The organism is Paenibacillus sp. FSL M7-0420 (genome assembly GCF_038002345.1).
In the GTDB taxonomy this organism is placed as follows: Bacteria; Bacillota; Bacilli; order Paenibacillales; family Paenibacillaceae; genus Paenibacillus_AQ.
In genome coordinates, this window is sequence record NZ_JBBOCJ010000001.1 from 3,910,111 (window position 1) to 3,933,831 (window position 23,721).

A 23,721-nucleotide genomic window follows, 5' to 3' on the forward strand; every position below is an offset into this window, starting at 1 on the left:
AACACTAAGTCTTAAGCAAAATTCGACATGAAGGGTGACGATTTGACAATGAGCGAACCTGTTTTTCTGAAACGTACAATTGTAAAACAAACACTGTGGAGCGAACACCTGCAGGAAGAGCGCAAGCTGCGTATCTATCTTCCCCCCGGATATAATGAAGTACTCAGCTATCCCGTCGTCTACTGCCAGGACGGTGAAGAATTCTTCAACTTCGGCCGGATTGCCACCTTGGCTGGTCAGCTGATTCTGGAGCAGGATGTGGAACCCTTCATTATAGTGGGCGTCGAAGTGAACGTGGCAGTCCGCACTGCTGAATACGCACCGTTCGGCAGCCGCTTCAAGCAGTACCTTGCATGCTTCGCCGAAGAGATTATTCCCTTCATTGAACATAATTATCCTGTCCGGCGCACACCGGAGGAGCGGATCGTAGCCGGTGATTCCCTGGGCGGAAGTGTCTCCCTCCACCTGGCGCTGGCGTATCCGGGATTATTCAGCCGTGTGCTCAGCCTCTCCGGCGCTTACTATCCCGAGACCCGCGAGCTGCTATCCCAAGAGGAGGATCTCTCCTGGCTTCAGATCAACATGGTTGTAGGGCTTCAAGAGCGCGACTACAAGACCGATACCGGCGTCTATGATTTCGTGGAGATGAACCGGGAGACCAAGGCTATGCTTGAAGCCAAGGGGGCCACGGTGTCCTACCGCGAGAAGGACGGCCAGCATCTTTGGGGTTTTTGGCAAAAAGAGCTCCCGGAATCATTACTCTATTTCTTCAGCTCCTGAAACAGCAAATAGAACCCCAAAAGTGAACATCTTACGAACTTATGTATACAGCACGATTGACTGCGCTTTCATCACGAATCGGACATACGGTGCCGTTCCTTAAATTATAAGGACGGCAACCGGTCCGGCTGTACACTATGCCTGCTGTATCTTCTCCTGAATAATCCGTTCCAGCAGCACATCACAACCGGCATTGATTAAATCATAGACCTGCTCGAAATTACCGGTGAAATACGGGTCAGGCACTTCACGCAGCTCCTCATCCGGCAACAGATCCATGAAGAACAACAGCTTGGACTGCTCGCCGCCGGGAATTTTGCGCACATTCTCCCCGTTGGACTTGTCCATGCAGATGATATATTCGAATCTCCCGAAATCCTCACTGGCTACCAGCCTTGCTCTCATATGCTCATAGCTGATGCCGTGCAGATCAAGGATACGCCTTGTCCCTTCATGCGGCGCTTTCCCGATATGCCAGTCTCCCGTTCCTGCAGAATCCACTGTAATCTGATCCGCAAGCTGACGCTGTTCAATCTTGCTGCGCAGCACAGCTTCCGCCATCGGCGAACGGCAAATATTCCCCAGACATACAAACAACACATTAACGATCCCTCTCACCTCCTGCGCTCAAGCACTCCTAATCATCCGTAAGGGATGGTGCGGCGAACCGCACTAACCCTATTTTAGCGTCAGCGGGGCAATTGTACAACTTTTGAAACTGCTATATACTGTTCAGGATGATGAACTTAAATGAACAACAAGGAGGGGGAGCTATTGCCATCCGGGCGTATTGTAATTGTTGCAGGCGGTGAACTGACCGCGGAATGCCTGCACTTATTAGATGAAGAGGATTATATTATCGGTGCTGACCGGGGAGCGCTGTTCCTGATTGATCATGGCTTCACCCCCCAGCTTGCCGTTGGTGATTTCGATTCTGTCTCTCCTGAGGCACTGGAGCGGATTCAGGCGGGAAGCAAGGAGACTATAAGCTGTGATCCGGTCAACAAAGACCTCACCGACAGTGAAATGGCCCTGGATCTTGCCCTGAACCTCCAGCCGCAGTCTATTCTGATGATCGGGGTAACGGGTACGCGCATGGACCATACGCTGGCCAGCATTCAAATGATGACAAGAGCACTGCAACGGCAGGTAGCCTGCTCTATTATGGATGCGAACAACTACATTACGCTTACCGGCTCTCAGGCGGTTGTAGAGGAACGGGGGTATTCCTATGTCTCCTTGCTGCCTCTGACTCCCGAGGTAACGGGCATCACCCTTCAGGGCTTCCAATATCCTCTGGAGAACGCCACCCTCAAGTTAGGGCAATCCCTGGCCGTGAGCAATGTGCTGCTGGAGCAGAGCGGGACCGTTCAGATTGAGAGCGGACTTCTGCTGATTATTCAGAGCAAGGACTGAATACATAGATTTCTGGAGACATCGCTGTAACCTTTGTTTCAAAATCGAAAAGCCGGGATTCTCCTTGATGCTCAAGGGATTCCCGGCTTTTTTTGTTGAGCAAGATAGCTAAATATTAATATTTTGTAACTTTTAATGCGATTTTAATAAAACGCTTACATTGTATATCCCGCCTGCATTTAGCCCATCTCTTCCATAATTTAGGCCTGTCATAACCTGCTATACTACGAATCAGACGAACGAAACTACTAGAATTCATTACAACCTTGGAGGTATACAACATGAATAAGCAACAATGGTTCAAGCAAGCAATGACAATCGGTCTGTGCACAACAATCGGGTTCAGCGCCTTACTCGCAACCGGAGCAGGAACAGCCCCTGCTGCCGCTTCAGCTGTATCCGCCGATTCTGTAAGTGCCGATTCCGTATCCGCATCTTCCACCGGCTCCAAAGTGGTCAGCTTCGGTAAAAAGTATCTGGGGACGCGTTACCAGTTCGGTGCCTCCACTTCAACTACACGTTATTTTGACTGCTCCTCCTTTACTCAATTTATCTTCAAAAAATATGGTGTGGATCTGCCCCGTACGTCCGTAGCCCAATCTAAAATGGGTAAATCGGTCAGCAAAGCCAATCTGCGTGTCGGCGATCTGGTGTTCTTCTCCAGCGGAAGCCGGGCCAACGGCAAGAACGTAACCCATGTAGCGGTATATGCCGGCAATGGCAAGATCCTGCACACTTACGGCTCACCCGGCGTGACCATTTCCGATCTGAATTCGGGCAACTGGAAAAAAACCTACCTGAAATCACGCCGCGTACTATAACAGCGGAAAGCTTAATTGTAGCTTGTACCAAGAGAGTACAAGTTCTAATAGCCGGAGAGCTGCTTCGCAGCGGCCGTCAGCTTGTGGCCCCGCTCTCCGGTGCCCGCAGTACATATCCGGTTCCACGCACCGTATGAATCAGTTTATTCCGGCGGCCTTTATCCACCTTCAGTCGCAGATGCCGGATGTAGACATCCACCACATTGGTGTCCGCATGAAAATGATACCCCCATACCTGCTGTAATATCTCAGCACGGGGACAGACTTCACCCAGATGCTCTGCCAGATAATACAGCAGATCGAATTCCTTGGGGGTCATCTTCAGCTCGGCTCCATCCCGGCTGACCTGCCGGCGCCCGGGATCGAGGAGTAATCCGTCCACCTTAAGCAACGAGGCCGTATCTCTGCGGCGGCCTGTCAGCTTAAGTAAATTCAATATTCTGCATTTGAACTCACCGGTATGTACAGGCTTCTCCATATATTCATTGCCTCCGGCATCGAATACGGAGACAGCCGCTTCCCCCTTCACTTCAGGTGCCCCTCCGGATATGACCATCACCGGCAGAATCATCCCCTCCTTCCGCGCCTCCGAGACAGCTTCCCAGCCCGCCCAGCCTCCGGGTTCCTCCAGCTCCGCGAGCAGAAGCACAGGCTCACCGCCTGAGAGCAATAAGCGAAGACTATTCAGGTCTTCGCTTATTGCTGTTCTTATACCAAGGCTATGGATGGCCTCCTCTAGCCCGATATGGCCGGCAGCCCTATCCTCTCTGTCTGCATCAGCTTCATGGTTATCCGGGCGCGGACCGGGTATATACCATGCTATCTTTTCATTCACCGGGATAGTCCCCCTGTACCAGTCTTGCACCGGCTGTGCCGCCGCAGATGATACCTAGAATTCCCGCAAAACAAAGAGACCATTCGGGGGAATGGTCTCTTTGCGGTACAAATCGTATGAAACCTATAAATTCTTATATTTGTACGAAATCGATCTCCTGGAATGCCGCTACCTGGGTGTCCCAGCGCTCTGCTACAAAAGCCTGGTGCGCCGGATGACTATTGTAAGCATCATAAGCCGCCTGATCGGCGAACTCCATTGAGAAGCCGTACTGATGCTCACACTTGGCGCTGACCTGACGCAGCACCTCGAAATTCTCCACCACCGGAATCCCGCTAAGAATCTCAGCTCCATCCCGCAGGAAAGCTCTGGTCTCCTCCGAATCCGGGGCAGATTTCAGTGTGAATACAGCCATATGACGGATCGTTCCTTTGTTCATTACGTTTCTCCTCCATTCAACCGAAATACCGGTGATAATAGCTGCGGGCGGCAGCGATATCACTGGTTCCATGTATTAAGGCTCTCCCGTCTGCGAACACAACCATCCGGTACGGCTCCTCTGTAAAAGAAACCAGATACGGGTTGCGCTCCACCTTGCCGCTGCCGAGCCTGGACAGGCGGGCAGCCGTCTCCTCCAAGTCAAGACTTCTGCGGTGTGCCGGACGGATCTGCACCGTATCCCTGCCGCACAGCACGTCGCTGCGCTCTGTATTAGAGGCTGACAGATACGGATAGCTCCGTGATTCACCGCATGAGGGACAGTCGTTCTTCTTCGCCGCCCTCACGCCAATCTCCTGCTGCTCGTTATGCCAGATATCGAAGGTCAACAGCTTGCCGCGCAGCTTGTCCTTGAACCCGCCGAGCAGCTTCAGCGCCTCAGCCGTTCCGTTCGTAGTCACCATCTGCACTGCTTGCGGAAGAATGCCGGCTGTGTCGCAGGTATCCCCGCCCAGCGGAATCGTGCCCAGCAGACAATTCAGACAGGGGGTTTCACCCGGCAGAATCGTATACGTAATGCCGTAACTGCCGACACAGGCTCCATAGATCCAGGGAATGCCGTGCTTTTGCGCCAGGTCGTTGATAATCAGCCGGGTATCGAAATTATCGGTCCCGTCCATAATCAGATCCACGCCGGGAAGCAGGCTCTCCAGCTCCTCTGCACGTACATCAAGCACATGAGCCTCGATCACAATCTCCGAATTGACCGCCATCAGCCGGGTACGGGCTGCAGCCGCCTTGGGCGTGCGCACACGGGCATCATCTTCCGTATACAACTGCTGGCGTTGCAGGTTACTCCATTCCACATAGTCACGGTCAACAAGGATAAGCCGCCCAACCCCGCAGCGGGCCAAAGTCTCGGCGATGCCTGTTCCCAGCGCCCCCATGCCAACAACCAGCACACAGGAACGTCCCAGTCCCTGCTGTCCTGCTGCGCCGAACGGCGCGAAGCGGACCTGTCTTGAATATCTGCCAACCGGCGTGTTTTGATCAGGACCCATCTCTGAACAGCCCCCTATGTATGTAGGTTTTTGGTAAAAAACCGGGAAAAGCGCAGACCTCCACTTTTCCCGGACTCCATTAGTATACGGTCTGCGCGGACCATTGCTCCACATTCCAGACCTTCGTCACCCAATCCTCGTAAAATTCCGGTTCATGAGACACCAGCAGAATCGTTCCCTTGTATTCCATAAGCGCCCGCTTAAGCTCAGCCTTGGCCACAATATCAAGGTGATTCGTAGGCTCATCGAACAGAATCCAGTTGCTCTCACGCATCATCAGCTTGCACAATCGTACCTTGGCCTGCTCACCGCCGCTCAGCATGTTCATCGGACGGGTGATATGCTCGTTTTTGAGACCGCAGCGGGCCAGATGGCCACGCACTTCATTCTGGGTCAGACCGGAGAATTCATTCCATACGTCTTCAATCGGCGTGATATTCTCTGCTTTCAGCTCCTGCTGGAAATAGGCTGAACTCAGGTAGTCTCCCAGGTAGGTTTTGCCGCTGTACGTAGGGATGACACCCAGGATGGTTTTGAGCAGCGTCGATTTGCCGACCCCGTTGTAGCCGACAATCGCAATCTTGTCCCCGCGTTCTATGATCATATTCAGCTTGCTTGGCAGCAGCGGACGGTCATACCCGATCTCGAAATCAACGCCCTCGAACACCGTCTTCCCGCTGGCCCGGCTCTCCTTGAACTGGAACACAGGCTTCATCGCCTCTTCCGGCTTATCAATCCGCTCCATCCGTCCAAGCTGCTTCTCCCGGCTCTTGGCCCGGCCTGAGGTGGAGGCACGCGCTTTATTGCGCTGGATGAAGTCCTCCTGCTTTTTGATGAAATCCTGCTGCTTCTCGTACGCATCAATATGCTGGGCCTTGTTCATCCCCGCCATCTCCAGGAATTTCTCGTAATTGGCCGTATAGCGGGTCAGCTTCGAGAACTCCAGATGATAGATCACATCGACCACTTTGTTCATGAATTCCGTATCATGGGAGATCAGCATGAACGCATACGGATATTGCTTCAGATAATTCGTCAGCCAGTCAATATGCTCCACATCGAGATAGTTGGTAGGCTCATCGAGCAGCAGTACATTCGGTTTCTCCAGCAGCAGCTTGGCCAGCAGAACCTTGGTCCGCTGTCCCCCGCTCAGGGAAGTGACATCCCGGTCCAGACCGATCGCCGTCAGGCCCAGTCCGTTCGCCATCTCTTCAACCTTCACATCGATGAGGTAAAAGTCGCCGATATCAAGCTGCTCCTGAATGTCGCCCATTTGCTCAAGCAGCAGGTCCAGCTCCTCGGGACTCGCCTCCCCCATCTTATCGGTAATCGCCAGCAGCTCATGCTCCAGCTCCAGCAGCGGCAGAAAGGCATCTTTAAGTACATCGCGCACGGTTTTACCGGCGGTAAGCAGGGTGTGCTGATCCAGATATCCGTAACGGACCCGCGGCGTCCACTCCACCTTGCCGTTGTCCTTCAATAATTTGCCGGTCAAAATATTCATCAGCGTCGATTTGCCCACGCCGTTCGCACCCACGATTCCCACATGCTCTCCATCCAGCAGACGGAAGGAGACATCCTTGAACAACACCCGGTCCCCGAAATTATGGGAAACGTCTTCCACACTAAGTAAACTCATAAATTCTCTGCAAGCTCCATTCTATATTGTAAATACCAAGAGGTTCAATCATTATAGATATCGCTCCATTCTAGCACACCTGCACCCTGCACTGAAATAGAAATAAAGCCCGATTTCTGAAAAACTGTCAAAAAGCTCTGAGCGTTCAGCTCTTTTTCTGAAACAATCTAATATTCTTTGCAGGAAAACGGGCACCCTTAAGCGGTCCAAGCATCCCCCTGATGGCCTGAACCAGCTTCCCTTTACTCTGAAAAGGGTCCTGCTGAAGCGGCAGGCTGTATACGCTCGCAGGTTCAAGCAGGGAAGCCAGCAGCGCCACAGTATGCTCCCCGGCCAGCGGCAGGCAGATCCGCCATTCCGGCCGGGGAATCAGGCCTCTGCGGCGCAGCCAGTGCAGGGTATCCTCCAGCCGCCAATCCGCACCGGAGGCAATCAACAACGGGAAGCTGCTGCCTGTGAACGCTTCCAGCGCCCCCTCACCGCCGCCGGTTCCAAGATCCATGACGATGTAAGCATAGGCTTGCTCCGGTACCTGCGGGAGTCCCTCCGAAGGGAGCAGCCTCCAGTAGTCCACTCCCATGCAGTTGAACGGTTGCACCTGTGTCCCCAGAACACCGTTTATTTCAGGGCTCCCCGCCATTTCCTTCATGCGGTTAAATACCTGCGAACCGGGATTACAATCTACCCATGCCGTCCGTCCGGCGGGCGACAGGCAGCGGCTGACAGCAAGCGAGGTATGCGTGGTCCCAATCCCGGGGGACACTCCTAATACTGCCACTACCACAGGAGATTGCTGCGATTGTATGTCATCCGGAGCCTTACGTATGTCCGTCCGCTCATGTCTAGATTCCCCCGCACCGCCAATCTCCAGCTGCTGGAGGACCCTCCTTACCTCCTCAGCACTGCCATACCGTTCCTCCGGGTGATGCCGCAGCAGCCGTCTGATGACCGGAATCATCCGGTCCGGGAGCTGACCCTGCAGCTTCCGCTCCATCCCGGGCTGCCAGGCGCTGAACTCCCCGCCGGAGGCCATATACAGCAGCAGCGCGCCAAGCCCGTACAGGTCCGACACCGGGCAGCTCTGCCCGCCGCCGTATTGCTCCGGGGCTGCGAACCCGGCTGTTCCAAGCTTCTCCGTGTCCTCACCGGAGCCGCCTCTCAGCCTGCGCGCAATCCCGAAGTCAATGAGCTTCAGCTCATGCTCTCCAGTCAGCATGATATTCGAAGGCTTGAGATCCCGGTAGACGATAGGCGGCTCATGGCTGTGCAAATAATGCAGCACCTCCAGCAGCTGCCGCGCATAGCTTAGGATTCGCTTCCCCGTCATTGAATTAGACTGCTCTGCCATATACTGATGCAGGGTGATGCCCTCAATATAATCCATCACCAGGTAGGTGTAGCCGCCTGAGTCCGGCGGGAAGAAATCCGCAATCTGCGGCAGCAGAGGATGACGGAGCGAAATTAGCAGCTCCGCTTCCGCCTGAATGGCGCCTGCACCATAACCTCCCTCCCGGATGACACTTTCTTTAATGGCCCGCAGCATACCCGGCAGCCGCATATCCTCCGCCAGATATACCCGGCTCATTCCGCCTGTCCCGATCAACCCGGTTACATAATAACGCCCTCCCAGAATCTGTCCGGGACTTAACTTTCCTGTGAATTCCATCTCTTCCCCGCCTGTTCATATAGAATGTTGTATAACGCAAAAAAAGCCCCCACTGCCCGCACCGGAACCGGCAAGAAGCCGGAGGTGCAGACTGCGGGATGCTTTCCCATAATCCTGCAAATATGAATTAATACTTAATCATATAAAGTGTAATCTCGTCCCGGTTGTGGAACAGCTGCTTCGCACGCTGGACCTGCATCCGCTGGCCTTCAAACATGGTGATGATCTCCTTGATCACCGCCATGGGCTTCTTGTGCATCAGCTTCACGGTAACAATCGCGCTGCCGCCCGGTGTCAGGCTATGCAGCAGCTCAGTGACCAGCTTCGCCATCAGCTTGGGGCTCCAGCTCATATCGCAGACCAGCAGGTCAAATTCGTTCTCACGGAATTTGACCTCTCCGGCATTTTTGCGCAGAATCTTGAGTGCCGGATTCTTACGTAAGGACTCGTGCATCAGCGCCGGATCAACAGCAGTAACCTTGAGGCCGCGCTCCAGCAGGAATGAGGTCCAGCCTCCCGGAGAAGCGCCGATATCGACCGCATTCTTGAAGCTGTAGAACGGAATGGCGAATTCCTTCTCCGCCTCCATCAGCTTGAATTTGGCCCGCGAGATCTGTCCGTCCTCCTTGCGGAAGCGGATCATGCCGCCATTCCAGCTGGACAGGTTCGCCTCCGGCCGGGATACCCCGGCATACAGCGCGTCACCGTCCGCATAGACGGAGATCACCCAAGCGGGCTCCTGCACGGTGAACTCGGCGTCCAGGCTGTCAAGCCTGCCCTGCAGCCATTCACGCAGCTCGCCGGGACTCTGCTCCCAGAAGGAGGACGGGCCTTTGCGGACATGCAGCGACACCTTCTCGCCTTGCAGCTCCGAACGCCGGCTTAAGTATACCGCCAGCCGTTCCAGAGCCGGCAGATCGCCGGTGTCCTGGAAATCTACTGGCTGAATGTGGCGCAGGAAGACCGGCAGGTTCTGTGCCAGCCGCTGCGCTACCTCCTCCGGCTCCTCCTCAAGCGTGGCCAGGAAGATTTCTCCCGGCAGCAGCAAGGTGCTTTTAACCGCTCCGAACAGGCGTCTTAGCTCCTCCTGTGCATAGGGGGCGAAACCATGATTCGCCGTGCAGATATATCTTGAAATACTCTTGTCTTCCGTAACATCGTTCAAATCGCTTTGCCTCCAGAACTTATTTTTATCCAGGGACGTCCGTTATCCCATTCAACCTTGACCGGAAGATCATAGGTAGCCATCAGCATCTCCTGTGTCAGCACCTCTTCCTTGGGACCGGCTCCTGCCAGCTTCCCGTCACGGATCAGCGCCACGTGAGTGAAGAGCGGAACAATCTCCTCCACATGATGGGTAACATACACCACTCCAACATTATGCTGCCGCAGCTTGTCGATCTCGGCGAGCATTTTCTCCCGTTCATATAAATCAAGACCGGCGCAAGGCTCGTCCATAATCAGCAGCTTAGGCTCTGCGATCAGGCAGCGGGCCAGCATAGCCTTCTTGCGCTCCCCTTGGGATAACAAGCCGAACGGATGATACGCCAGTTCGCCGAGGTTCATCTCCTCCAGAAGTTTAAGCGACCGGTCCTTCACACTTTGCGGAATCTCCTGATAGAAGCGTAAATACGCATAGGCACCAGTAGCTACAACCTCCCAGACCGGGTCGGTTAGCGAGAGCTTTTCCATCAGGGACGGGCCGATATAACCGATTCGCTTGCGCACCTCGCGCAGATCACATTGACCATACTTGTACCCCAGCACTTCAACAGAGCCCTTGCTGGGGAAAAGGTAGCCGGTCATCATTTCCAGCAGGGTGGTTTTGCCGGAGCCGTTACGCCCGAGAATGACCCAGTTCTCCCCCGGCTTCATATCCAGCGATACATCGTCAAGAATCAGGCTCTCCTCCCTGCGCAGGGACAGATGTTGTAATGATATCATTATAATGTCACTCTCCTTATGTATGCCAGCACCCGTTCAACAGAGTGAATGGAATAGATGATGTCAGGTTCAGCGCTGCGGTCAGCAGATACGGCCAACAGAGCGGGCACACTTGAGATTTGATAGGTGTTCACCAGATCAGGGAGCCTATTGACATTCCCCTCAGCAATCAAAAGGCCAGGCGGAAGCAGATGCTCCGCCACCTCAATCATCCGCCGGGCTGCCTTACAGGTTCCGCATAGCGGGGTATGCAGGAACAGGACGAGCGGCTCGCCCTTCGTGGCCAGCAGCTCCAGCAGCTCCGGCTGATTCATTTCCTTCATTCTCAATCCTCCCCCGACTCAAACCAGGTCCTCACAGCAGCAATCTCCGCTCTGTGCGTGCCATCCGGTCCCTTTTCTGTTTCCATAACGATCACTTTATCAGCCAGGGCCTCCATCTTCACAAGCTGGCTAAGCGCCGCTCCCCCGATATATCCGCTGCCGATTCCGGCATGTCTGTCCCGCCGGGAGCCGTAGGGAAACCGGGAGTCATTCAAATGCACAGCCGCCAGATTCGCCCAGTACCCCAGCTGCTCACCGCGTGCGATAAGCTCCTCCGTCTGCTCCGGGTTCCAGATGCCCGCAGCGAAAGCATGGCAGGTATCGAAGCAAAAGCCGATCTTCTCCGGGTAGCGGCTCAGCTCACGGACCTTGACCAGCTCTTCGGGCGTCATGCCTTCATGCCCATGATTCCCTGCCATATTCTCAAGCAGCAGCTTGGTTCGTCCCGTCCAGTCTGCCAGTACCTCGTTCATGCATTGTATAATTTTTTGATAACCCTGTAACGGCTCCATCCCGGCAAAATGTCCGAAATGCACCACAATGCCCACCGATCCGCACGCCTCGGCAATCTCCAGATCGTTGCGCAGGGAGGCAATCATCACCTCTCTGTCGCCCGGGCCGGCAGCCAGATTCGTCGGATACGGGGTATGGGCAATGGAAGCCATTCCCTGCTCCCGGCAGTATTCTGCGCAGCTGCTTGCATCGCGGTAGTCTACCGGCTTCAGCTTCAGACTGCGCGGATTCTTCGGAAAATACTGAAAACATGTAGCACCGCTCTCCCTGGCGGACCGGGCAGCCTGCCCGTACCCGCCGCGTATGCTGACATGTGCCCCTATGAAGGGGCTATGCGTCATGCTGGCAATCCGGGCAATAGAACACCTTGCGTCCGGACAGCTCTGTCTTCACTATGGTTCCCCCGCCGCGCAGGCAAAGCTCGCCTTCACGGTCATACACTTTACAGGCATCATTATAAGAACCGGTCACCGTATCGCCGGTCATGAACGGCATTTCCATATAACCGCCGATTTCAGTGGCCTCCGTTAACACCTTACGCACGCTGTCGTACAGCCGGGCCACCGCTTCCGGTGACAGATTCTGAACCAGCGTAGACGGAAGCAGACGGGCTTCATAAGCAATCTCGTCAGCGTAGCAGTTGCCGATTCCAGCCATAACATGCTGGTTGACCAGCAGACTCTTCAGCGCACCGCGCCGTCCCTTGAGCAGTCCGGCGAAGCGTTCGGCCGTCATCCGGCGGTCCAGCAGCTCCGGTCCAAGCTTCCCCATTGCCGCTTCACCTTCCTTAACAGACAGCAGATGGAGATAGCCCAAACGCAGTCCCATGAAGTAGAGGATATGCTCACCGAACGCAAGCTCAACCTGTGTAGTACGGTCAGGACGTTCTTCCTCTGTACCATAGAACAGTAGTCCGCCCAGCATCAGATGCAGCAGCAGTCTGCGGCCGTCATGCAGGTGGAAGAGGATATGCTTGGCGCGGCGTTCCACGAATACAATTCGGGCACCAACCAGTCCCTTCACGAATTCTTCAGTCTCCATATTGATGGTCTTTTCTCTATTTACGGTTACCCCTGTAATGGGTACGTTTATTAGATGCTGGCTAAGCAGCTTTCTGTAATTCTCCATTTCCGGCAATTCCGGCATATTGTCATCTTCCCTTCTTGGATGGTCAAATGGTCACCTTTGTCATTATACACCGAGCAGTACCATAAGTTCAGCTAAATCAGCACAAATTTCATCAGGCTTGACTCCGGTCAGCTGCTGGTAATGCTCCAGATTATCCCGGGTTGTCAGTCCCGTAAGCACCAGCACAGTCCGGCAGCCTGCATTGGCACCCGCCAAGATATCCGTTCTCATATTGTCACCCACCATCACCGCATCCTCCGGCTTGATGCCGAGCAGAGATGTCGCATATGTCACCAGGTGCGTCTCGGGCTTGCCGATGACCACGGGCGCCACTCCGCTGGCTGCTTCAATAGCTGCACCTATCGTACCTGCACCGGGCATCACTCCGTCATCGGAGGGAAGCATCAGGTCGGGATTGGTCAGGACGAATCTGGCTCCTTCACGAATCCAACGTGAGGCGCGGGCCAGTGCTTCATATGTAAAAGAACGGTCGATCCCCTGCACGACAACCTGCGGATGCTCGGAGACCAGGGTTAGCCCTGCCTCTGTGCAGGCTTCCACCAGCCCCTCTTCTCCAAGTATCGCCACGGATGCTCCCGGAGATTCTCCGGCAATGTAACGGGCGGCAGCCAGCGCTGAAGTGCAGACCTCCTCGGGCCTGGCTTCAATGCCCATTCCGCGCAAATGGGCAGCTACACTCGCCGGTGTTCTTGAAGAGTTATTCGTCACATACAGGAACGGAATCTCCGCCGCACGAAGCGCTGCTATCAGCCGCTGGGCCCCGGGGATCATTCTGCCGCCATGATACAAGGTGCCATCCAGATCAATTAACAAGCCTCCAATATTGTTCATAACTCCTCCTGTCGATTCGTACTAAGTGGTTCATCTTATTTATTATTAACCCTATGAATTATATTTCAGAGCAGCGGCAGCTTCTCCAGGAAGCGCGCTTTGAAAGGATTTATTGCCCGCCTGCCTGCGATTTTTAGCCGCTTCGTTTCGGCATTTTCTCTACTGCTTCGTACGCTTAATCCTCAGCTTTTACTTTAAATTTAACGTTCTTCGTCGAACGCTAGCGAACTCCTGCAGCGCCCGGCTATTTTTGGCACAGCCCTGTCATTTCCTGCGCTTTCCCGGAAAATAATTCAGTCCGCAGCGTCATTTCCAGGGGTTCTCCGGTAGACCGGGAAGGTGCAGAATTCCTCTGCCAGCAGTGTATTCGGGAAGATCTCCTGTGCTTCCTTCAGCAGCGGAGCGAGCTCCTCCTGCGAAGTGTAACGCGAGCTGAAGTGGGTCAAGATCAGCTCAGCCCCGCCTGCATCCCTTGCCAGTTCCGCAGCCTGCTGTGCCGTGCTGTGATGATATTGATGAGCCATTTCCGCCAGGCCATGGGCAAATGTCGCCTCATGAATAATCAGATCGGCATCCTGCGCCAGCGGCAGTGAGCCCGCACAAGGCCGGGTATCTCCCAGAATAACTACGATGCGTCCGCGCTTGGGTGCATGAATCACCTCGGCCGCCCGGATCAGCACGCCTTCATCGGTAGTGATATCCTCGCCTTTTTTTAACCGGCCATATAGCGGTCCCGGCTTCAGCCCGTAGCTCTTCAGCAGTTCTGTATTCAGATTACCCGGACTGTCCTTCTCCGTTACCCGGTAGCCATAGCTGTCAATCCGGTGCTCCAGCAGTCCCGCTTCCACCTTGAAGGTCTCATCCTCAAAAATCAGCCCGCCGCTGTGCTCCACAATCTCCAGCTTATAAGGAATGCGGGACTGGCTGACAGACAGCGATATGTCCAGATATGCCTTGAGCCCGGGAGGTCCGTACACCGTAAGCGGTGAAGTCCCGCCCTGGTAGCCCCTGCTGGAGATGAGTCCGGGCAGGCCAAACAGATGATCACCGTGCAGATGGGTGATAAACAGCTTCTCCAGCTTGCCCAGCCGCAGCGGCGAGCGCAGAACCTGATGCTGTGTCCCTTCCCCGCAGTCGAACATCCAGAAGGTCCGCCGTTCTTCAAGCAGCCGGAGTGCAACCGACGTCACATTGCGCTGCAGCGTCGGCACCCCGGCATTCGTTCCGAGAAAATAGATTTCCATTATGCCCCTCCCCTCTCTCATCCTGATGTCTTTATTATTTTTTGTGATCTTGTCTGTTCTTATGACAAGAATTCTACTCTGTTTTGGCTGCAAAAGCATCTTTTCAAGTGGAAACGGCTTTGCCGTATAGCGTGAACATATAAATTCTTGTATTTGCAGCAAAAAACCTCCCGGTAACGGGAGGTTCCGAAAAGTCGGGGCATAGCCCCTTCTGACCGGTAAGCATGCGGAAGGCTCAGAGCTTCTCCACATTGAAGTACTGCGCTTCAGGGTGGGCAAAGACCATCGCCGAGACCGAAGCCTCCGGCTCCATCATGAAGCCCTCGGTAAGCTGCACGCCGATATCCTCAGGCTTCATGAGCTTGAATAACGGCCCCTGATCCTCCAGATCCGGGCAGGCCGGGTAGCCGAAGGATACACGGATGCCCTGGTAACGCGCGCCATGTCTTTGCTTCATAGTCATATCTGCCGGGTCCGGGAATCCCCAGGTATCGCGCATCATATGATGGACACGTTCAGCCAGACCTTCCGCGACCTCAAGAGCGACTGCCTGCAGAGCATGGGAACGGAGATAATCACCCTTATCCTTAAGTTCAGTCGATAATTCACGGACACCATGTCCCGCAGTAACCACCAGGAAGCCCACATAGTCCATGACTCCGCCCTCCACTGGCTTCAGGAAGTCAGCAAGGCAGAGATACGGCTCCACATTCTGGCGCGGGAAGGTGAAGGTATGCAGCACCTTGGCCTGATCCTGCGGATCATAGATCAGAATATCATTCCCGCGTGACTGGGCCGGGAAGAACTGATACATCGCATGCGGCACAATCGTGCCTTCCAGCATCGCCTGATGCAGAATATCGTCAACGGTCTCTTTCAATTCTACCGTACGCGGTTCCCGCGCTGCCAATTGCGCCTCTACAGAGCCGCGCAGACCGAGATGATGGCCGAGCAGCATCTGCATATTCACATAAGGAATCACATGTCCCAGCGGATAATTCCGCAGGACATGACGCTCCAGATCAGGCGGGATGAACACCGGGGCATCTGCCGAGATTTTGGAGCGGACTGCGCGCGTAAGTTCGGGAAGCGGCGCTTGCGGAGCGACAGCTACGGCAGCCTCCGCCTCCTCGCGGACTTCCTCCTCAATCTTCACCCGCTCCAGCGGGTTCATCAGCCGGTTGGCGATATCCAGACCGTCCATGGCATCCTTGGCATATAAGACGAGCCCGTCATACTCCGGACGGATTCGGGTCTTGGTGAATTTGCGGGTCAGTGCCGCACCGCCCACCATAATCGGCACATCAATCCCGGCGGACCGCAGATCCTGCGCAGTCAGCACCATTTGCTGCGCCGACTTCACCAGCAATCCCGACAAGCCGATGGCGTCAGCCTTTTCCTTGCGGAAGGCTTCAATAATATTCTCCGGCGGAACCTTGATGCCCAGATTGACGATCTCATAACCGTTGTTGGAGAGAATAATCTCGACCAGGTTTTTACCGATATCATGCACATCACCCTTGACGGTCGCAAGCATGATTCTCCCCTTAACCGAGGTCTCATCCTTCTGCATGAACTGCTCCAGATGGCTTACAGAGGCCTTCATGACCTCCGCACTCTGGAGCACCTCTGCCACGATTAATTCATTGTTATTGAACAGCCGTCCGACCTCAGACATCCCCGCCATCAGCGGTCCATTAATGATCTCCAGCGGAGGCGAGGTCTTCAGCGCTTCATCCAGATCCGGGATCAGTCCCTCCTTAGTGCCTTCTACCACATAGGAAGCTAGGCGCTCCTCCAGGGAGAGATTGGAGATCTTCTCCTTCTTCTCGACCTTTTTGCCGCGAAAAGCCGCCACGAACGCTGACAAGGTGTCGTCATTCGTATTATAGATCAGCTCTTCTGCGAGCTTGCGCTCCTCTTCAGGGATCGATGCGTACCGCTCCACCTTCTCGGTGTTCACAATGGCATAATCCAGACCAGCCTTGGTGCACTCATACAGGAATACTGAGTTCAGCACCTCGCGGCCGGCTTCCGGCAGACCGAAAGAGACATTACTGATACCGAGAATCGTGTGAACAGCAGGCATAGCCTCCTTGATCAGGCGGATACCGTCAATCGTCTCCTTCGCGGAGCCGATATACTGCTCATCCCCGGTTCCAACAGGGAACACAAGGGTATCGAAGATCAGATCCTCGGGAGCCAGACCGTATTTGTTGACAAGCAGATCGTAGGAACGTCTGGCAACCTCAAGTTTGTCCTTAGCCAGGATGGCCTGACCGGTCTCATCGATGGTTCCTACTACAATCGCTGCTCCGTATTTATGAATCAGAGGTGTGACATGCTCGAATTTCTCTTCACCATCTTCAAGGTTAATGGAGTTAATGATCGCTTTACCCTGACAATACTGCAAGGCCAGATCAATGACCTTGGGGTCCGTCGTATCGATCATTAACGGCACCTTGACCTTCTTCACCACCAGCTCCAGGAACCGCATGATGTCTTCCGTCTCATCCCGGTCCGGGTCCTGCACGCAGACATCAATAACCTGTGCGCCGCTCTTCACCTGGGCACGGGCTATCTCCGAAGCTTCCTCATATTTTCCCTCGACGATTAGACGCTTGAACTTCCGGGAACCGAGGACATTGGTCCGTTCACCGACCATATACGGACGGTTCTCACTCTCCACGTACACCGGCTCTATCCCCGACAAGGCCGGAGGATGCTGGCCGTCAAGCTTACGCGGCGGGTAAGCCGCCATCACTTCAGCCATCGCCCGGATATGATCAGGAGTCGTTCCGCAGCAGCCGCCGGCAATGTTCAGCCAGCCCTTCTCAGCGAAGCCGCCCAGCTTACGGGCCAGAGAATCCGGGGATTCATGATAATTCCCGTTCTCATCCGGCAGACCTGCGTTCGGGTAGCAGCTGACGGCCGCTGAAGAGATCGCGGACAGCGAACGGATATGATCCCGCATGAACTCCGGTCCGGTAGCACAGTTCAGTCCGATGGACACCGGCTTCAGATGCTCCAGCGAAATATAGAAGGCTTCTATATTCTGACCGGCAAGTGTAGTTCCCATAGGTTCAATCGTTCCTGAAATCATCACCGGCAGCGTAATTCCGCTCTTCTCAAAGGCGTTACGGATGCCAATGCTTCCAGCCTTCACGTTCAGGGTATCCTGGGATGTCTCCAGGAGCAGGGCGTCCACCTTGCCGTCGATCAGGGCAATAGCCTGTTCTTCATAGCTGTCTATAAGCTCCTTGAAGGTGACTCCCCCGGTAACGGAAAGCGTCTTGGTGGTCGGTCCCATAGCTCCTACAACATAACGCGGGCGCTGCGGTGTATCATATTTATCAGCGGCATTACGTGCAAGTCTGGCGGCCGCAAGGTTAATCTCCCGGGCACGGTCCTGAATATCATATTCGGCAAGCACCACTGAAGTGGCACCGAAGGTATTCGTCTCAATCAGATCTGCACCGGCCTCCAGGTATTTCTCATGAATGTCCTGAATAACCTCCGGCCGGGTCAGGACCAGCATTTCATTACAGCCATCCAGGTCATCCCCGCCGAAATCCTCACCGGTGAGCGGCACCTGTTGAATCATGGTACCCATAGCTCCATCTAGTATCAATATGCGCTGCTGCAAGCTCTCAGCAAGTGTGTATTTAGCCACTTTCCATCCCCCCAGTGAAACATTAGAGTAATTTTAGCAGAATAAAGGGATTTCGGAAAGCCTTCCTTTCCACCCTGCATTATTTGTATTTCATTGATTTCATTTCTTTTAAGGCGCTACCACCAGTTGCTTGCTTGGCATGGAATGCTGCGTCCGGGCAGTCACATGTGAAGTGACACTGAATTCGCCTGCCTCTTCAAAGGTATGATCCCCAGTATATGCGCCTTCTCCGGCACTTTCACCCTTGATTTCAACCTTCCGGGTCTTATCCGCTGCCTCGTTGACTTCAAACATTACTTCTCTCGCATCATCAACCGGTTCACCGTCCTGTGTCACCACAGCCTTGAAGCTAACTGCCGTACCTGCGGTTACTTCCTCCGGGGTCCAGCTCAGCTCCACCTTAATCGGTGACATGGAGGAATTGGCCGCAGCATGCATCTGCATCTCATCTTCCTTATTCCCCGAGCATCCGGCTAGCGTCATCCCCATTATAATGCATATAAGTCCCCTGCGTATCCTTGGCTTCATCATCTGAAGTCCTCCCGGTTCATTAGGTAGATTCTTCTTCATCCACGAACATATCAATTCTATATTACAATGAAAGTCAGATCGCTACTCTTCTTATTATACACATTTTATTCAATTTGCCTTAAAGAAGCTGCAGGATTCACTCGTGAACATGAGAATAGTCATATCTTTTATGGTGCGCACTTGGGTTTTCAAATAAAAAAATAAAGAGCAACAATTCTCCAGTGACGGGAGGACCGTTGCTCTTTGACCTTTTACAATTTTAAAAACACAGATGTTTCAATTATAGGGAGTCTACAAGCGGCAGTAGCTCGGAGAGATGACTGATCTGGTAATCCGGCGTAATCTCCGGGTCCGCAGCTTTTGCGTTGCGGTTGATCCAGACCGTGGTCAATCCGGCAGACAAGCCGCCAAGAATATCTGTCGTAAGCTTATCGCCCACCATTATCCCTTGCTCTGGAGTAATATCCAGCAGTCCGAGCGCATGCTCGAAGATTCCCTTGTCCGGCTTGCCTTTGCCGAAGCTTCCTGAAATTACAATGTGGTCAAAATACGGAGTAAGCTCCGGCACACCATCCAGCTTCTCCTGTTGAAGTGCCGGGCAGCCGTTCGTCAGCAGCAGCAGCTTCACCTTACCGCGCAGTTCGTTCAGCACCTGAAGTGTCTCCTCATAGATATAGGGACGGCTACGGCGCTCTGCGGCGAACTTGTCAGCCAGCTGTGCAGCCAGCGCTTCATCCTCTACCCCGAGTGAGGCCAGGCCGCGGCGCCAGGATTCCTTACGGTAGACAGGGGCAAGCTGTTCCAGTTGACGGAACTCCGGCTGCTCACCGGCAGTAAAGTTCGCCCACAGCGCTTCATACGGGTTAATACCGATCAGCTTCGTGAACGGATACGTCTCATAGGATTCGTACAGTGTACGAGCTTCCCTGCGAACAGCAGCTTCAAGCTCCCCGGGATCAACGGAATCTCCAGCATGCTCACAAGCATAGCGGAAGGCTTCTTCCACACTGCGGTCATCCCACAGCAGAGTATCGTCAAGGTCAAATAGTACGGCGGTAATCGGCATTTGTTCTTCCACTCCCTATATGCTGGTCTGTCTTCCTATTCGTGCACAACCTCAATGTTGTTGTTCTTGGCGAACTGCTCCAGGCGTTCCCCCATCGCAGCGGTGTCATATCGGTTAATCAGCTTGGAGAAAATCCACTGCTTGCGCTTACCCTTATACTTAATAGTAACTACACTGCGCGATAAAGTGATCTTTTCAATATCCGCCGCAGCCAGGAAGCGTTCGCGGTTGTATTTAATAGTAGAGATACGCGCACGCTCAACCTTAAGGAAGGGACGGCGGAAGAACAGCAGCGCAGCAAGCAGGAAGTACAGCACTACACCCAGCCAGTTGGCCAGAATCCCGCTTCCTTTGGCTTCGTCAATTGAGCCGACCACCCAGAACATGATGCCAAGCAGCATCAGTACAACGGGGAATACAATATTGCGGCCTTTGAAAATATCGATGCTTTTCGCAGCAGTCTTAGTGCTGGAAGTGTAAATGGAGTCCTTCCCCTGCTTCTTTCTTTGCTGGTTAATTTGCTTGGTGTTGCGTTGAACCATTCTTTCCCAAGAACGGGCCATGTAAGTTCCCCCTAGTCATCCTGTATTATCTATGAAAAGGCAACCGGCTAATGCTTAAGTCCGTTATTGCCCTCTTCATGCTCCGGATTGTCCACAATTTCGATAGTATCAAGCTGGGCCCGAAAGTTAGTGCGGATATTCCCCAGGTAAATCTCGCGGAGCTTGGCTCGTTCAGCCAGTTCCTCTTCATTCAGGCCGCCGTTCTTAGCTTTGCGTGCCAATTCATTGATGCGTGCGACCAATTCGTCAATATTCAATACGTTTCCCTCCCTCTAAATTCATTTTAACTTTGCCATGAGAAAAAGAGCTTGTCAAGGTCTACCCCCTGAAAGCTCTCTGAGTCGATCATTAGCATGACACATTCCTTCAATATACAGGTAAAGTGAGAATATCTCCGGCCTTAATGACGCTGTTCTCCAAATGATTACTCTTCATTATTCCTTCTATATATACGGCTGTCTTCATGTCCTCAGGCTTGTTGCTTAACGCAATACTCCATAAGGTATCCCCGCGTTCGACTACAATCCGCTTATCCGGCTTCATCGACGAAACCGAACCGGCAAAAACATTCCCCACCACAGTGAATCCCGAAATAACAAGCATCAGCACCAGAACCAGCTTCATCAGGCTGACCTGACGGAATAGCGATGATAGCGCAGCGACACTATGAAGAATCGCGTCCTTGATCTTGGTTACATTACTATGAGCAGTTGGATTACCGGGAGCGGACACCTTGATATCCTCATTATTGTAGATGCTGTTGTATGTACTATACTTTAACATGATTATCATCCTCCAAACACATGTTCTTGCTTTCGAAAATAATATAACACGAACATGTGTTTCGATCAATAGTTTTTTCGGAACATTTGTTCTCTTTATTTCCGTTCTCTTATTTTCCTCATTTTAGAACTTATGTTTGTACGAACGGAAGTTCTATGTTATAATTTTCCCAAACATAGTATATGGGGTTGATACCGATGTCAAAGATTTCTAGTCGTCAGCTGGCGATCCTGGAATTTATACGTAATGAAGTCCGCAGCAAGGGTTATCCTCCGTCCGTCCGCGAGATTGGCGAGGCTGTCGGACTGGCCTCCAGCTCCACCGTGCATGGTCACTTGGACCGGCTTGAGAAGAAGGGCCTGATCCGGCGTGACCCAACAAAACCGCGTGCCATTGAATTACTCGGCCAGGAAGATTCAGAGAATGTGCATCAATTCGTCCAGACCGTTACCCGCATCCCGGTAGTGGGTAAGGTTACAGCTGGTGTTCCTATTACAGCAACAGAGAATATTGAGGATTACTTCCCGTTGCCTGCTCATTATGTAGGTGATAACAAGGTATTTATGCTATCTGTCCTTGGTGACAGTATGGTGGATGCCGGAATTATGAACGGGGATTATGTCATCGTGCGCCAGCAGCAGACTGCCGACAACGGCGATATTGTTGTAGCGATGACCGAAGAAGATGAAGCAACTGTCAAGACCTTCTACAAAGAACGGGATCATATCAGGCTGCAGCCGGAGAATCCGGCGTACGAGCCTCTCCGCCTCAACCGCGTTACAATTTTGGGCCGGGTCATCGGATTATTCCGCGATATCCACTAATCTACTCCCCGCTTAAGAACAGGCTGCTCCGCACCATGCGAAGCAGCCTGTTTTATGTTCATTTTACTTCGTGTAGTGGCCAAAAAGCTGTATACAAACATTTGTTCGCATTCGGCTTTTTGGCCATTTTTTCTGCGAACCGCTGCATAGCTCCGCACATATCCTGTTACAAAGGAGTGCTGATCTGTATGCCCAATTACCGAATTATCGTCGATCTGTCACAGCGCATGCTGTACCTGCTGGATAATGACGTTGTCACCAGAGGCTTCCCTGTCGGCATCGGCAAAATGTTAACCGTCTCGCCTGTAGGCGAATACACCATCATTAACAAACAGCCCAATCCGGGCGGTCCGTTCGGTGCCTTCTGGATGGGACTGTCCAAGCCGCATTACGGCATCCACGGAACCAATGACCCATCCTCCATCGGCCACATGGTCTCACACGGCTGTATTCGAATGTATAACGCAGATGTTCTGGCTCTAGCCGCCCTCGTTCCCATAGGTACCCGTGTCACCATCCGGGAATAGGAACGTCGCAAAAACCCTTGAGACGCCAGATTGCGCCCCAAGGGTTCCTGTGACTCCTATGAATTAGAGAGGATACAGACTACAGTACACTTCTCAACAGACGGATAGCCACCGTATTCAAACGAATGGCCTCGCGGATCGATTCTCTGGCTGCCAGCAGCTCTCTTCTGGCCCGCGAACCTCTAGGCACTCTACGCAGATTCTCATTGATTTCTTCCAGTCTCTCCAGCAGGACAGCCCGCTGTGTCAGCAGGACATTAATGGCTCTGCGAATCCGGTTACGTTCTCTTTGGTTCATCTTTACACCTCTTTTACACTTGGATAGTATAAGAGATGCCAAGAATGGCTCCAAAGATTGTGTGATTCGGCAGTAATGTTAGTTAGAGCTGCAGGTAGTGGGCAGCGAATCTGCTTACTTCTTGTTCAATCGTACCCGGAATTCAAATTCATCGCGTCTATAAGTCATTCCGGCCAGCACAATGTACTCCGGTGTCCATTTCTGTACAGGTCCGGCATAATCAGCAATCACATGCGGTTTGCCATCAACCAGCTGAACGACGTAGACCTGTACCTGTGCCAGTGCGGCAGCGAATAGATCAGCATCACTGGACAGTACTTTATAAGCCGTATTCAACTTCGTTCCTCCTTGTTCCACAACCATATTAAAGATTCCGTCTCGAATCTATTCAATTATACCGGGTCATGGAACAATATGTAAACCATATTTACAGCTTAATAAAAAGGATTTTGAACAATCCGATATACTTCTTCGTGGCCCCGCCATCCCGGGTAAAAAAATTGGTATTCTTAAGGTCTGGTACACTGAATACTGAGAACAAAATGTAGTTATCCCTCTCGGTCAAAGACTCAATTACAGGCTGGGCCACCACTTTGCTAATTCCGTCGCCTATTTCCTGATCAATCGTATTCTCCAGATTCTTTACAGAATATTCACTGAATGCTTCCTTTCCCGGATTCGTAACCGCCATCACAATCAGAACAAGGATAAGGACCAGTAACGACTTACCGCCCGATCTCCTGCGGACTCTGCGTGCAGGGCTTGGCGTATCATAACGCGAATTCATTCTTTTCCC

General features: G+C 53.1%; 27 protein-coding genes. 5 read left to right on the plus strand and 22 right to left on the minus strand.

Translation table 11 applies throughout. The features are described from left to right. The first annotated feature begins 48 nt into the window (after window positions 1-48). Window positions 49-780: an alpha/beta hydrolase gene (locus tag MKX51_RS16535; protein WP_076079333.1), complete on the plus strand. Its 732-nt coding sequence runs from the start codon at window positions 49-51 to the stop codon at window positions 778-780. Between the two features lie 135 nt (window positions 781-915). Here the strand turns inward: MKX51_RS16535 and MKX51_RS16540 are convergent, their stop codons facing one another. Continuing rightward, the gene (locus MKX51_RS16540; protein ID WP_340944521.1) at window positions 916-1,389 is read right to left on the minus strand and encodes a low molecular weight protein-tyrosine-phosphatase; all 474 of its coding nucleotides are present in this window, start codon (window positions 1,387-1,389) and stop codon (window positions 916-918) included. A gap of 165 nt (window positions 1,390-1,554) precedes the next feature. Here MKX51_RS16540 and MKX51_RS16545 point away from each other — a divergent pair, with 165 nt between their 5' ends. Then, window positions 1,555-2,196, plus strand: a complete 642-nt coding sequence (locus MKX51_RS16545; RefSeq protein WP_340995633.1) for a thiamine diphosphokinase — start codon at window positions 1,555-1,557, stop codon at window positions 2,194-2,196. Window positions 2,197-2,477: 281 nt separating this feature from the next. Continuing rightward, window positions 2,478-3,017, plus strand: coding sequence for a C40 family peptidase (locus tag MKX51_RS16550; protein WP_340940304.1), 540 nt, complete (start codon window positions 2,478-2,480; stop codon window positions 3,015-3,017). Window positions 3,018-3,093: 76 nt separating this feature from the next. On the opposite strand, the gene MKX51_RS16555 is transcribed toward MKX51_RS16550, so the two are convergent. The 18 genes from MKX51_RS16555 to MKX51_RS16640 form a co-directional block, all read right to left on the minus strand. Next, window positions 3,094-3,852 (minus strand): response regulator, encoded by a 759-nt coding sequence (locus MKX51_RS16555; RefSeq protein WP_340993187.1) that lies wholly within the window; start codon window positions 3,850-3,852, stop codon window positions 3,094-3,096. Window positions 3,853-3,985: 133 nt separating this feature from the next. Next, the gene (locus MKX51_RS16560; RefSeq protein ID WP_340993188.1) at window positions 3,986-4,291 is read right to left on the minus strand and encodes a Dabb family protein; all 306 of its coding nucleotides are present in this window, start codon (window positions 4,289-4,291) and stop codon (window positions 3,986-3,988) included. Window positions 4,292-4,307: 16 nt separating this feature from the next. Beyond that, the gene (locus MKX51_RS16565; RefSeq protein ID WP_340993189.1) at window positions 4,308-5,351 is read right to left on the minus strand and encodes a ThiF family adenylyltransferase; all 1,044 of its coding nucleotides are present in this window, start codon (window positions 5,349-5,351) and stop codon (window positions 4,308-4,310) included. Between the two features lie 79 nt (window positions 5,352-5,430). Beyond that, the gene (locus tag MKX51_RS16570) at window positions 5,431-6,990 is read right to left on the minus strand and encodes an ABC-F family ATP-binding cassette domain-containing protein (protein WP_340940299.1); all 1,560 of its coding nucleotides are present in this window, start codon (window positions 6,988-6,990) and stop codon (window positions 5,431-5,433) included. A gap of 145 nt (window positions 6,991-7,135) precedes the next feature. Next, window positions 7,136-8,656: a serine/threonine protein kinase gene (locus MKX51_RS16575; RefSeq protein WP_340993190.1), complete on the minus strand. Its 1,521-nt coding sequence runs from the start codon at window positions 8,654-8,656 to the stop codon at window positions 7,136-7,138. A gap of 127 nt (window positions 8,657-8,783) precedes the next feature. Continuing rightward, complete coding sequence (locus MKX51_RS16580; RefSeq protein WP_340940297.1) at window positions 8,784-9,821, minus strand: SAM-dependent methyltransferase; 1,038 nt, start codon at window positions 9,819-9,821, stop codon at window positions 8,784-8,786. Further along, window positions 9,818-10,600, minus strand: a complete 783-nt coding sequence (locus MKX51_RS16585; RefSeq protein WP_340940296.1) for an ABC transporter ATP-binding protein — start codon at window positions 10,598-10,600, stop codon at window positions 9,818-9,820. Before MKX51_RS16585 ends, MKX51_RS16580 begins: the two co-directional genes overlap by 4 nt. Further along, window positions 10,600-10,923 carry a thioredoxin family protein gene (locus MKX51_RS16590; RefSeq protein ID WP_340993191.1) on the minus strand — a complete coding sequence of 108 codons (324 nt, stop codon included), beginning with the start codon at window positions 10,921-10,923 and terminating at the stop codon, window positions 10,600-10,602. The genes MKX51_RS16585 and MKX51_RS16590 overlap by 1 nt, the downstream gene beginning before the upstream one ends. Window positions 10,924-10,925: 2 nt before the next feature. After that, window positions 10,926-11,777, minus strand: coding sequence for a deoxyribonuclease IV (locus tag MKX51_RS16595; protein ID WP_340993192.1), 852 nt, complete (start codon window positions 11,775-11,777; stop codon window positions 10,926-10,928). Next, a complete protein-coding gene (locus tag MKX51_RS16600; protein ID WP_340993193.1) occupies window positions 11,767-12,582 on the minus strand; it encodes an Fpg/Nei family DNA glycosylase in 816 nt (271 codons plus the stop codon). Before MKX51_RS16600 ends, MKX51_RS16595 begins: the two co-directional genes overlap by 11 nt. Window positions 12,583-12,627: 45 nt before the next feature. Next, window positions 12,628-13,416 (minus strand): TIGR01457 family HAD-type hydrolase, encoded by a 789-nt coding sequence (locus MKX51_RS16605; RefSeq protein ID WP_340993194.1) that lies wholly within the window; start codon window positions 13,414-13,416, stop codon window positions 12,628-12,630. A 293-nt stretch (window positions 13,417-13,709) separates the two neighbouring features. Beyond that, complete coding sequence (rnz, locus tag MKX51_RS16610; RefSeq protein ID WP_076079343.1) at window positions 13,710-14,660, minus strand: ribonuclease Z; 951 nt, start codon at window positions 14,658-14,660, stop codon at window positions 13,710-13,712. 235 nt (window positions 14,661-14,895) lie between these two features. Next, on the minus strand, window positions 14,896-18,273 hold the full coding sequence (gene metH, locus MKX51_RS16615; protein WP_445322070.1) for a methionine synthase: 3,378 nt from the start codon (window positions 18,271-18,273) through the stop codon (window positions 14,896-14,898). A 168-nt stretch (window positions 18,274-18,441) separates the two neighbouring features. Beyond that, complete coding sequence (locus MKX51_RS16620; RefSeq protein WP_340993196.1) at window positions 18,442-18,864, minus strand: FixH family protein; 423 nt, start codon at window positions 18,862-18,864, stop codon at window positions 18,442-18,444. Between the two features lie 280 nt (window positions 18,865-19,144). Next, on the minus strand, window positions 19,145-19,930 hold the full coding sequence (locus MKX51_RS16625; RefSeq protein ID WP_340993197.1) for an HAD family hydrolase: 786 nt from the start codon (window positions 19,928-19,930) through the stop codon (window positions 19,145-19,147). 35 nt (window positions 19,931-19,965) lie between these two features. Then, window positions 19,966-20,493: a hypothetical protein gene (locus MKX51_RS16630; RefSeq protein ID WP_036726420.1), complete on the minus strand. Its 528-nt coding sequence runs from the start codon at window positions 20,491-20,493 to the stop codon at window positions 19,966-19,968. Window positions 20,494-20,540: 47 nt separating this feature from the next. Beyond that, complete coding sequence (locus MKX51_RS16635) at window positions 20,541-20,750, minus strand: DUF896 domain-containing protein (RefSeq protein WP_036695465.1); 210 nt, start codon at window positions 20,748-20,750, stop codon at window positions 20,541-20,543. 109 nt (window positions 20,751-20,859) lie between these two features. After that, window positions 20,860-21,276, minus strand: coding sequence for a LysM peptidoglycan-binding domain-containing protein (locus tag MKX51_RS16640; protein WP_340993198.1), 417 nt, complete (start codon window positions 21,274-21,276; stop codon window positions 20,860-20,862). Between the two features lie 197 nt (window positions 21,277-21,473). On the opposite strand from MKX51_RS16640, the gene lexA reads away from it, so the two are divergent. After that, window positions 21,474-22,100, plus strand: a complete 627-nt coding sequence (lexA, locus tag MKX51_RS16645; RefSeq protein ID WP_036695466.1) for a transcriptional repressor LexA — start codon at window positions 21,474-21,476, stop codon at window positions 22,098-22,100. 188 nt (window positions 22,101-22,288) lie between these two features. Beyond that, window positions 22,289-22,627, plus strand: coding sequence for a L,D-transpeptidase (locus MKX51_RS16650; protein ID WP_076079347.1), 339 nt, complete (start codon window positions 22,289-22,291; stop codon window positions 22,625-22,627). Window positions 22,628-22,706: 79 nt separating this feature from the next. Here the strand turns inward: MKX51_RS16650 and MKX51_RS16655 are convergent, their stop codons facing one another. From MKX51_RS16655 to MKX51_RS16665, 3 genes are all read right to left on the minus strand, one after another. After that, on the minus strand, window positions 22,707-22,925 hold the full coding sequence (locus MKX51_RS16655; RefSeq protein WP_340993199.1) for a hypothetical protein: 219 nt from the start codon (window positions 22,923-22,925) through the stop codon (window positions 22,707-22,709). Between the two features lie 114 nt (window positions 22,926-23,039). Continuing rightward, window positions 23,040-23,261: a hypothetical protein gene (locus tag MKX51_RS16660; RefSeq protein WP_036695469.1), complete on the minus strand. Its 222-nt coding sequence runs from the start codon at window positions 23,259-23,261 to the stop codon at window positions 23,040-23,042. 91 nt (window positions 23,262-23,352) lie between these two features. Then, the gene (locus tag MKX51_RS16665) at window positions 23,353-23,712 is read right to left on the minus strand and encodes a hypothetical protein (protein ID WP_340993200.1); all 360 of its coding nucleotides are present in this window, start codon (window positions 23,710-23,712) and stop codon (window positions 23,353-23,355) included. Window positions 23,713-23,721 lie beyond the last annotated feature (9 nt).

Coding starts and splice junctions, on each gene's coding strand:
- MKX51_RS16535 (WP_076079333.1), top strand. CDS start 49: ATGAGCGAACCTGTTTTTCTGAAACGTACAATTGTAAAACAAACACTG.
- MKX51_RS16550 (WP_340940304.1), top strand. CDS start 2,478: ATGAATAAGCAACAATGGTTCAAGCAAGCAATGACAATCGGTCTGTGC.
- MKX51_RS16560 (WP_340993188.1), bottom strand. CDS start 4,291: ATGAACAAAGGAACGATCCGTCATATGGCTGTATTCACACTGAAATCT.
- MKX51_RS16565 (WP_340993189.1), bottom strand. CDS start 5,351: ATGGGTCCTGATCAAAACACGCCGGTTGGCAGATATTCAAGACAGGTC.
- MKX51_RS16570 (WP_340940299.1), bottom strand. CDS start 6,990: ATGAGTTTACTTAGTGTGGAAGACGTTTCCCATAATTTCGGGGACCGG.
- MKX51_RS16575 (WP_340993190.1), bottom strand. CDS start 8,656: ATGGAATTCACAGGAAAGTTAAGTCCCGGACAGATTCTGGGAGGGCGT.
- MKX51_RS16585 (WP_340940296.1), bottom strand. CDS start 10,600: ATGATATCATTACAACATCTGTCCCTGCGCAGGGAGGAGAGCCTGATT.
- MKX51_RS16590 (WP_340993191.1), bottom strand. CDS start 10,923: ATGAAGGAAATGAATCAGCCGGAGCTGCTGGAGCTGCTGGCCACGAAG.
- MKX51_RS16595 (WP_340993192.1), bottom strand. CDS start 11,777: ATGACGCATAGCCCCTTCATAGGGGCACATGTCAGCATACGCGGCGGG.
- MKX51_RS16600 (WP_340993193.1), bottom strand. CDS start 12,582: ATGCCGGAATTGCCGGAAATGGAGAATTACAGAAAGCTGCTTAGCCAG.
- MKX51_RS16605 (WP_340993194.1), bottom strand. CDS start 13,416: ATGAACAATATTGGAGGCTTGTTAATTGATCTGGATGGCACCTTGTAT.
- rnz (WP_076079343.1), bottom strand. CDS start 14,660: ATGGAAATCTATTTTCTCGGAACGAATGCCGGGGTGCCGACGCTGCAG.
- metH (WP_445322070.1), bottom strand. CDS start 18,273: ATGGGTACCATGATTCAACAGGTGCCGCTCACCGGTGAGGATTTCGGC.
- MKX51_RS16620 (WP_340993196.1), bottom strand. CDS start 18,864: ATGATGAAGCCAAGGATACGCAGGGGACTTATATGCATTATAATGGGG.
- MKX51_RS16625 (WP_340993197.1), bottom strand. CDS start 19,930: ATGCCGATTACCGCCGTACTATTTGACCTTGACGATACTCTGCTGTGG.
- MKX51_RS16630 (WP_036726420.1), bottom strand. CDS start 20,493: ATGGCCCGTTCTTGGGAAAGAATGGTTCAACGCAACACCAAGCAAATT.
- MKX51_RS16640 (WP_340993198.1), bottom strand. CDS start 21,276: ATGTTAAAGTATAGTACATACAACAGCATCTACAATAATGAGGATATC.
- lexA (WP_036695466.1), top strand. CDS start 21,474: ATGTCAAAGATTTCTAGTCGTCAGCTGGCGATCCTGGAATTTATACGT.
- MKX51_RS16650 (WP_076079347.1), top strand. CDS start 22,289: ATGCCCAATTACCGAATTATCGTCGATCTGTCACAGCGCATGCTGTAC.
- MKX51_RS16655 (WP_340993199.1), bottom strand. CDS start 22,925: ATGAACCAAAGAGAACGTAACCGGATTCGCAGAGCCATTAATGTCCTG.
- MKX51_RS16665 (WP_340993200.1), bottom strand. CDS start 23,712: ATGAATTCGCGTTATGATACGCCAAGCCCTGCACGCAGAGTCCGCAGG.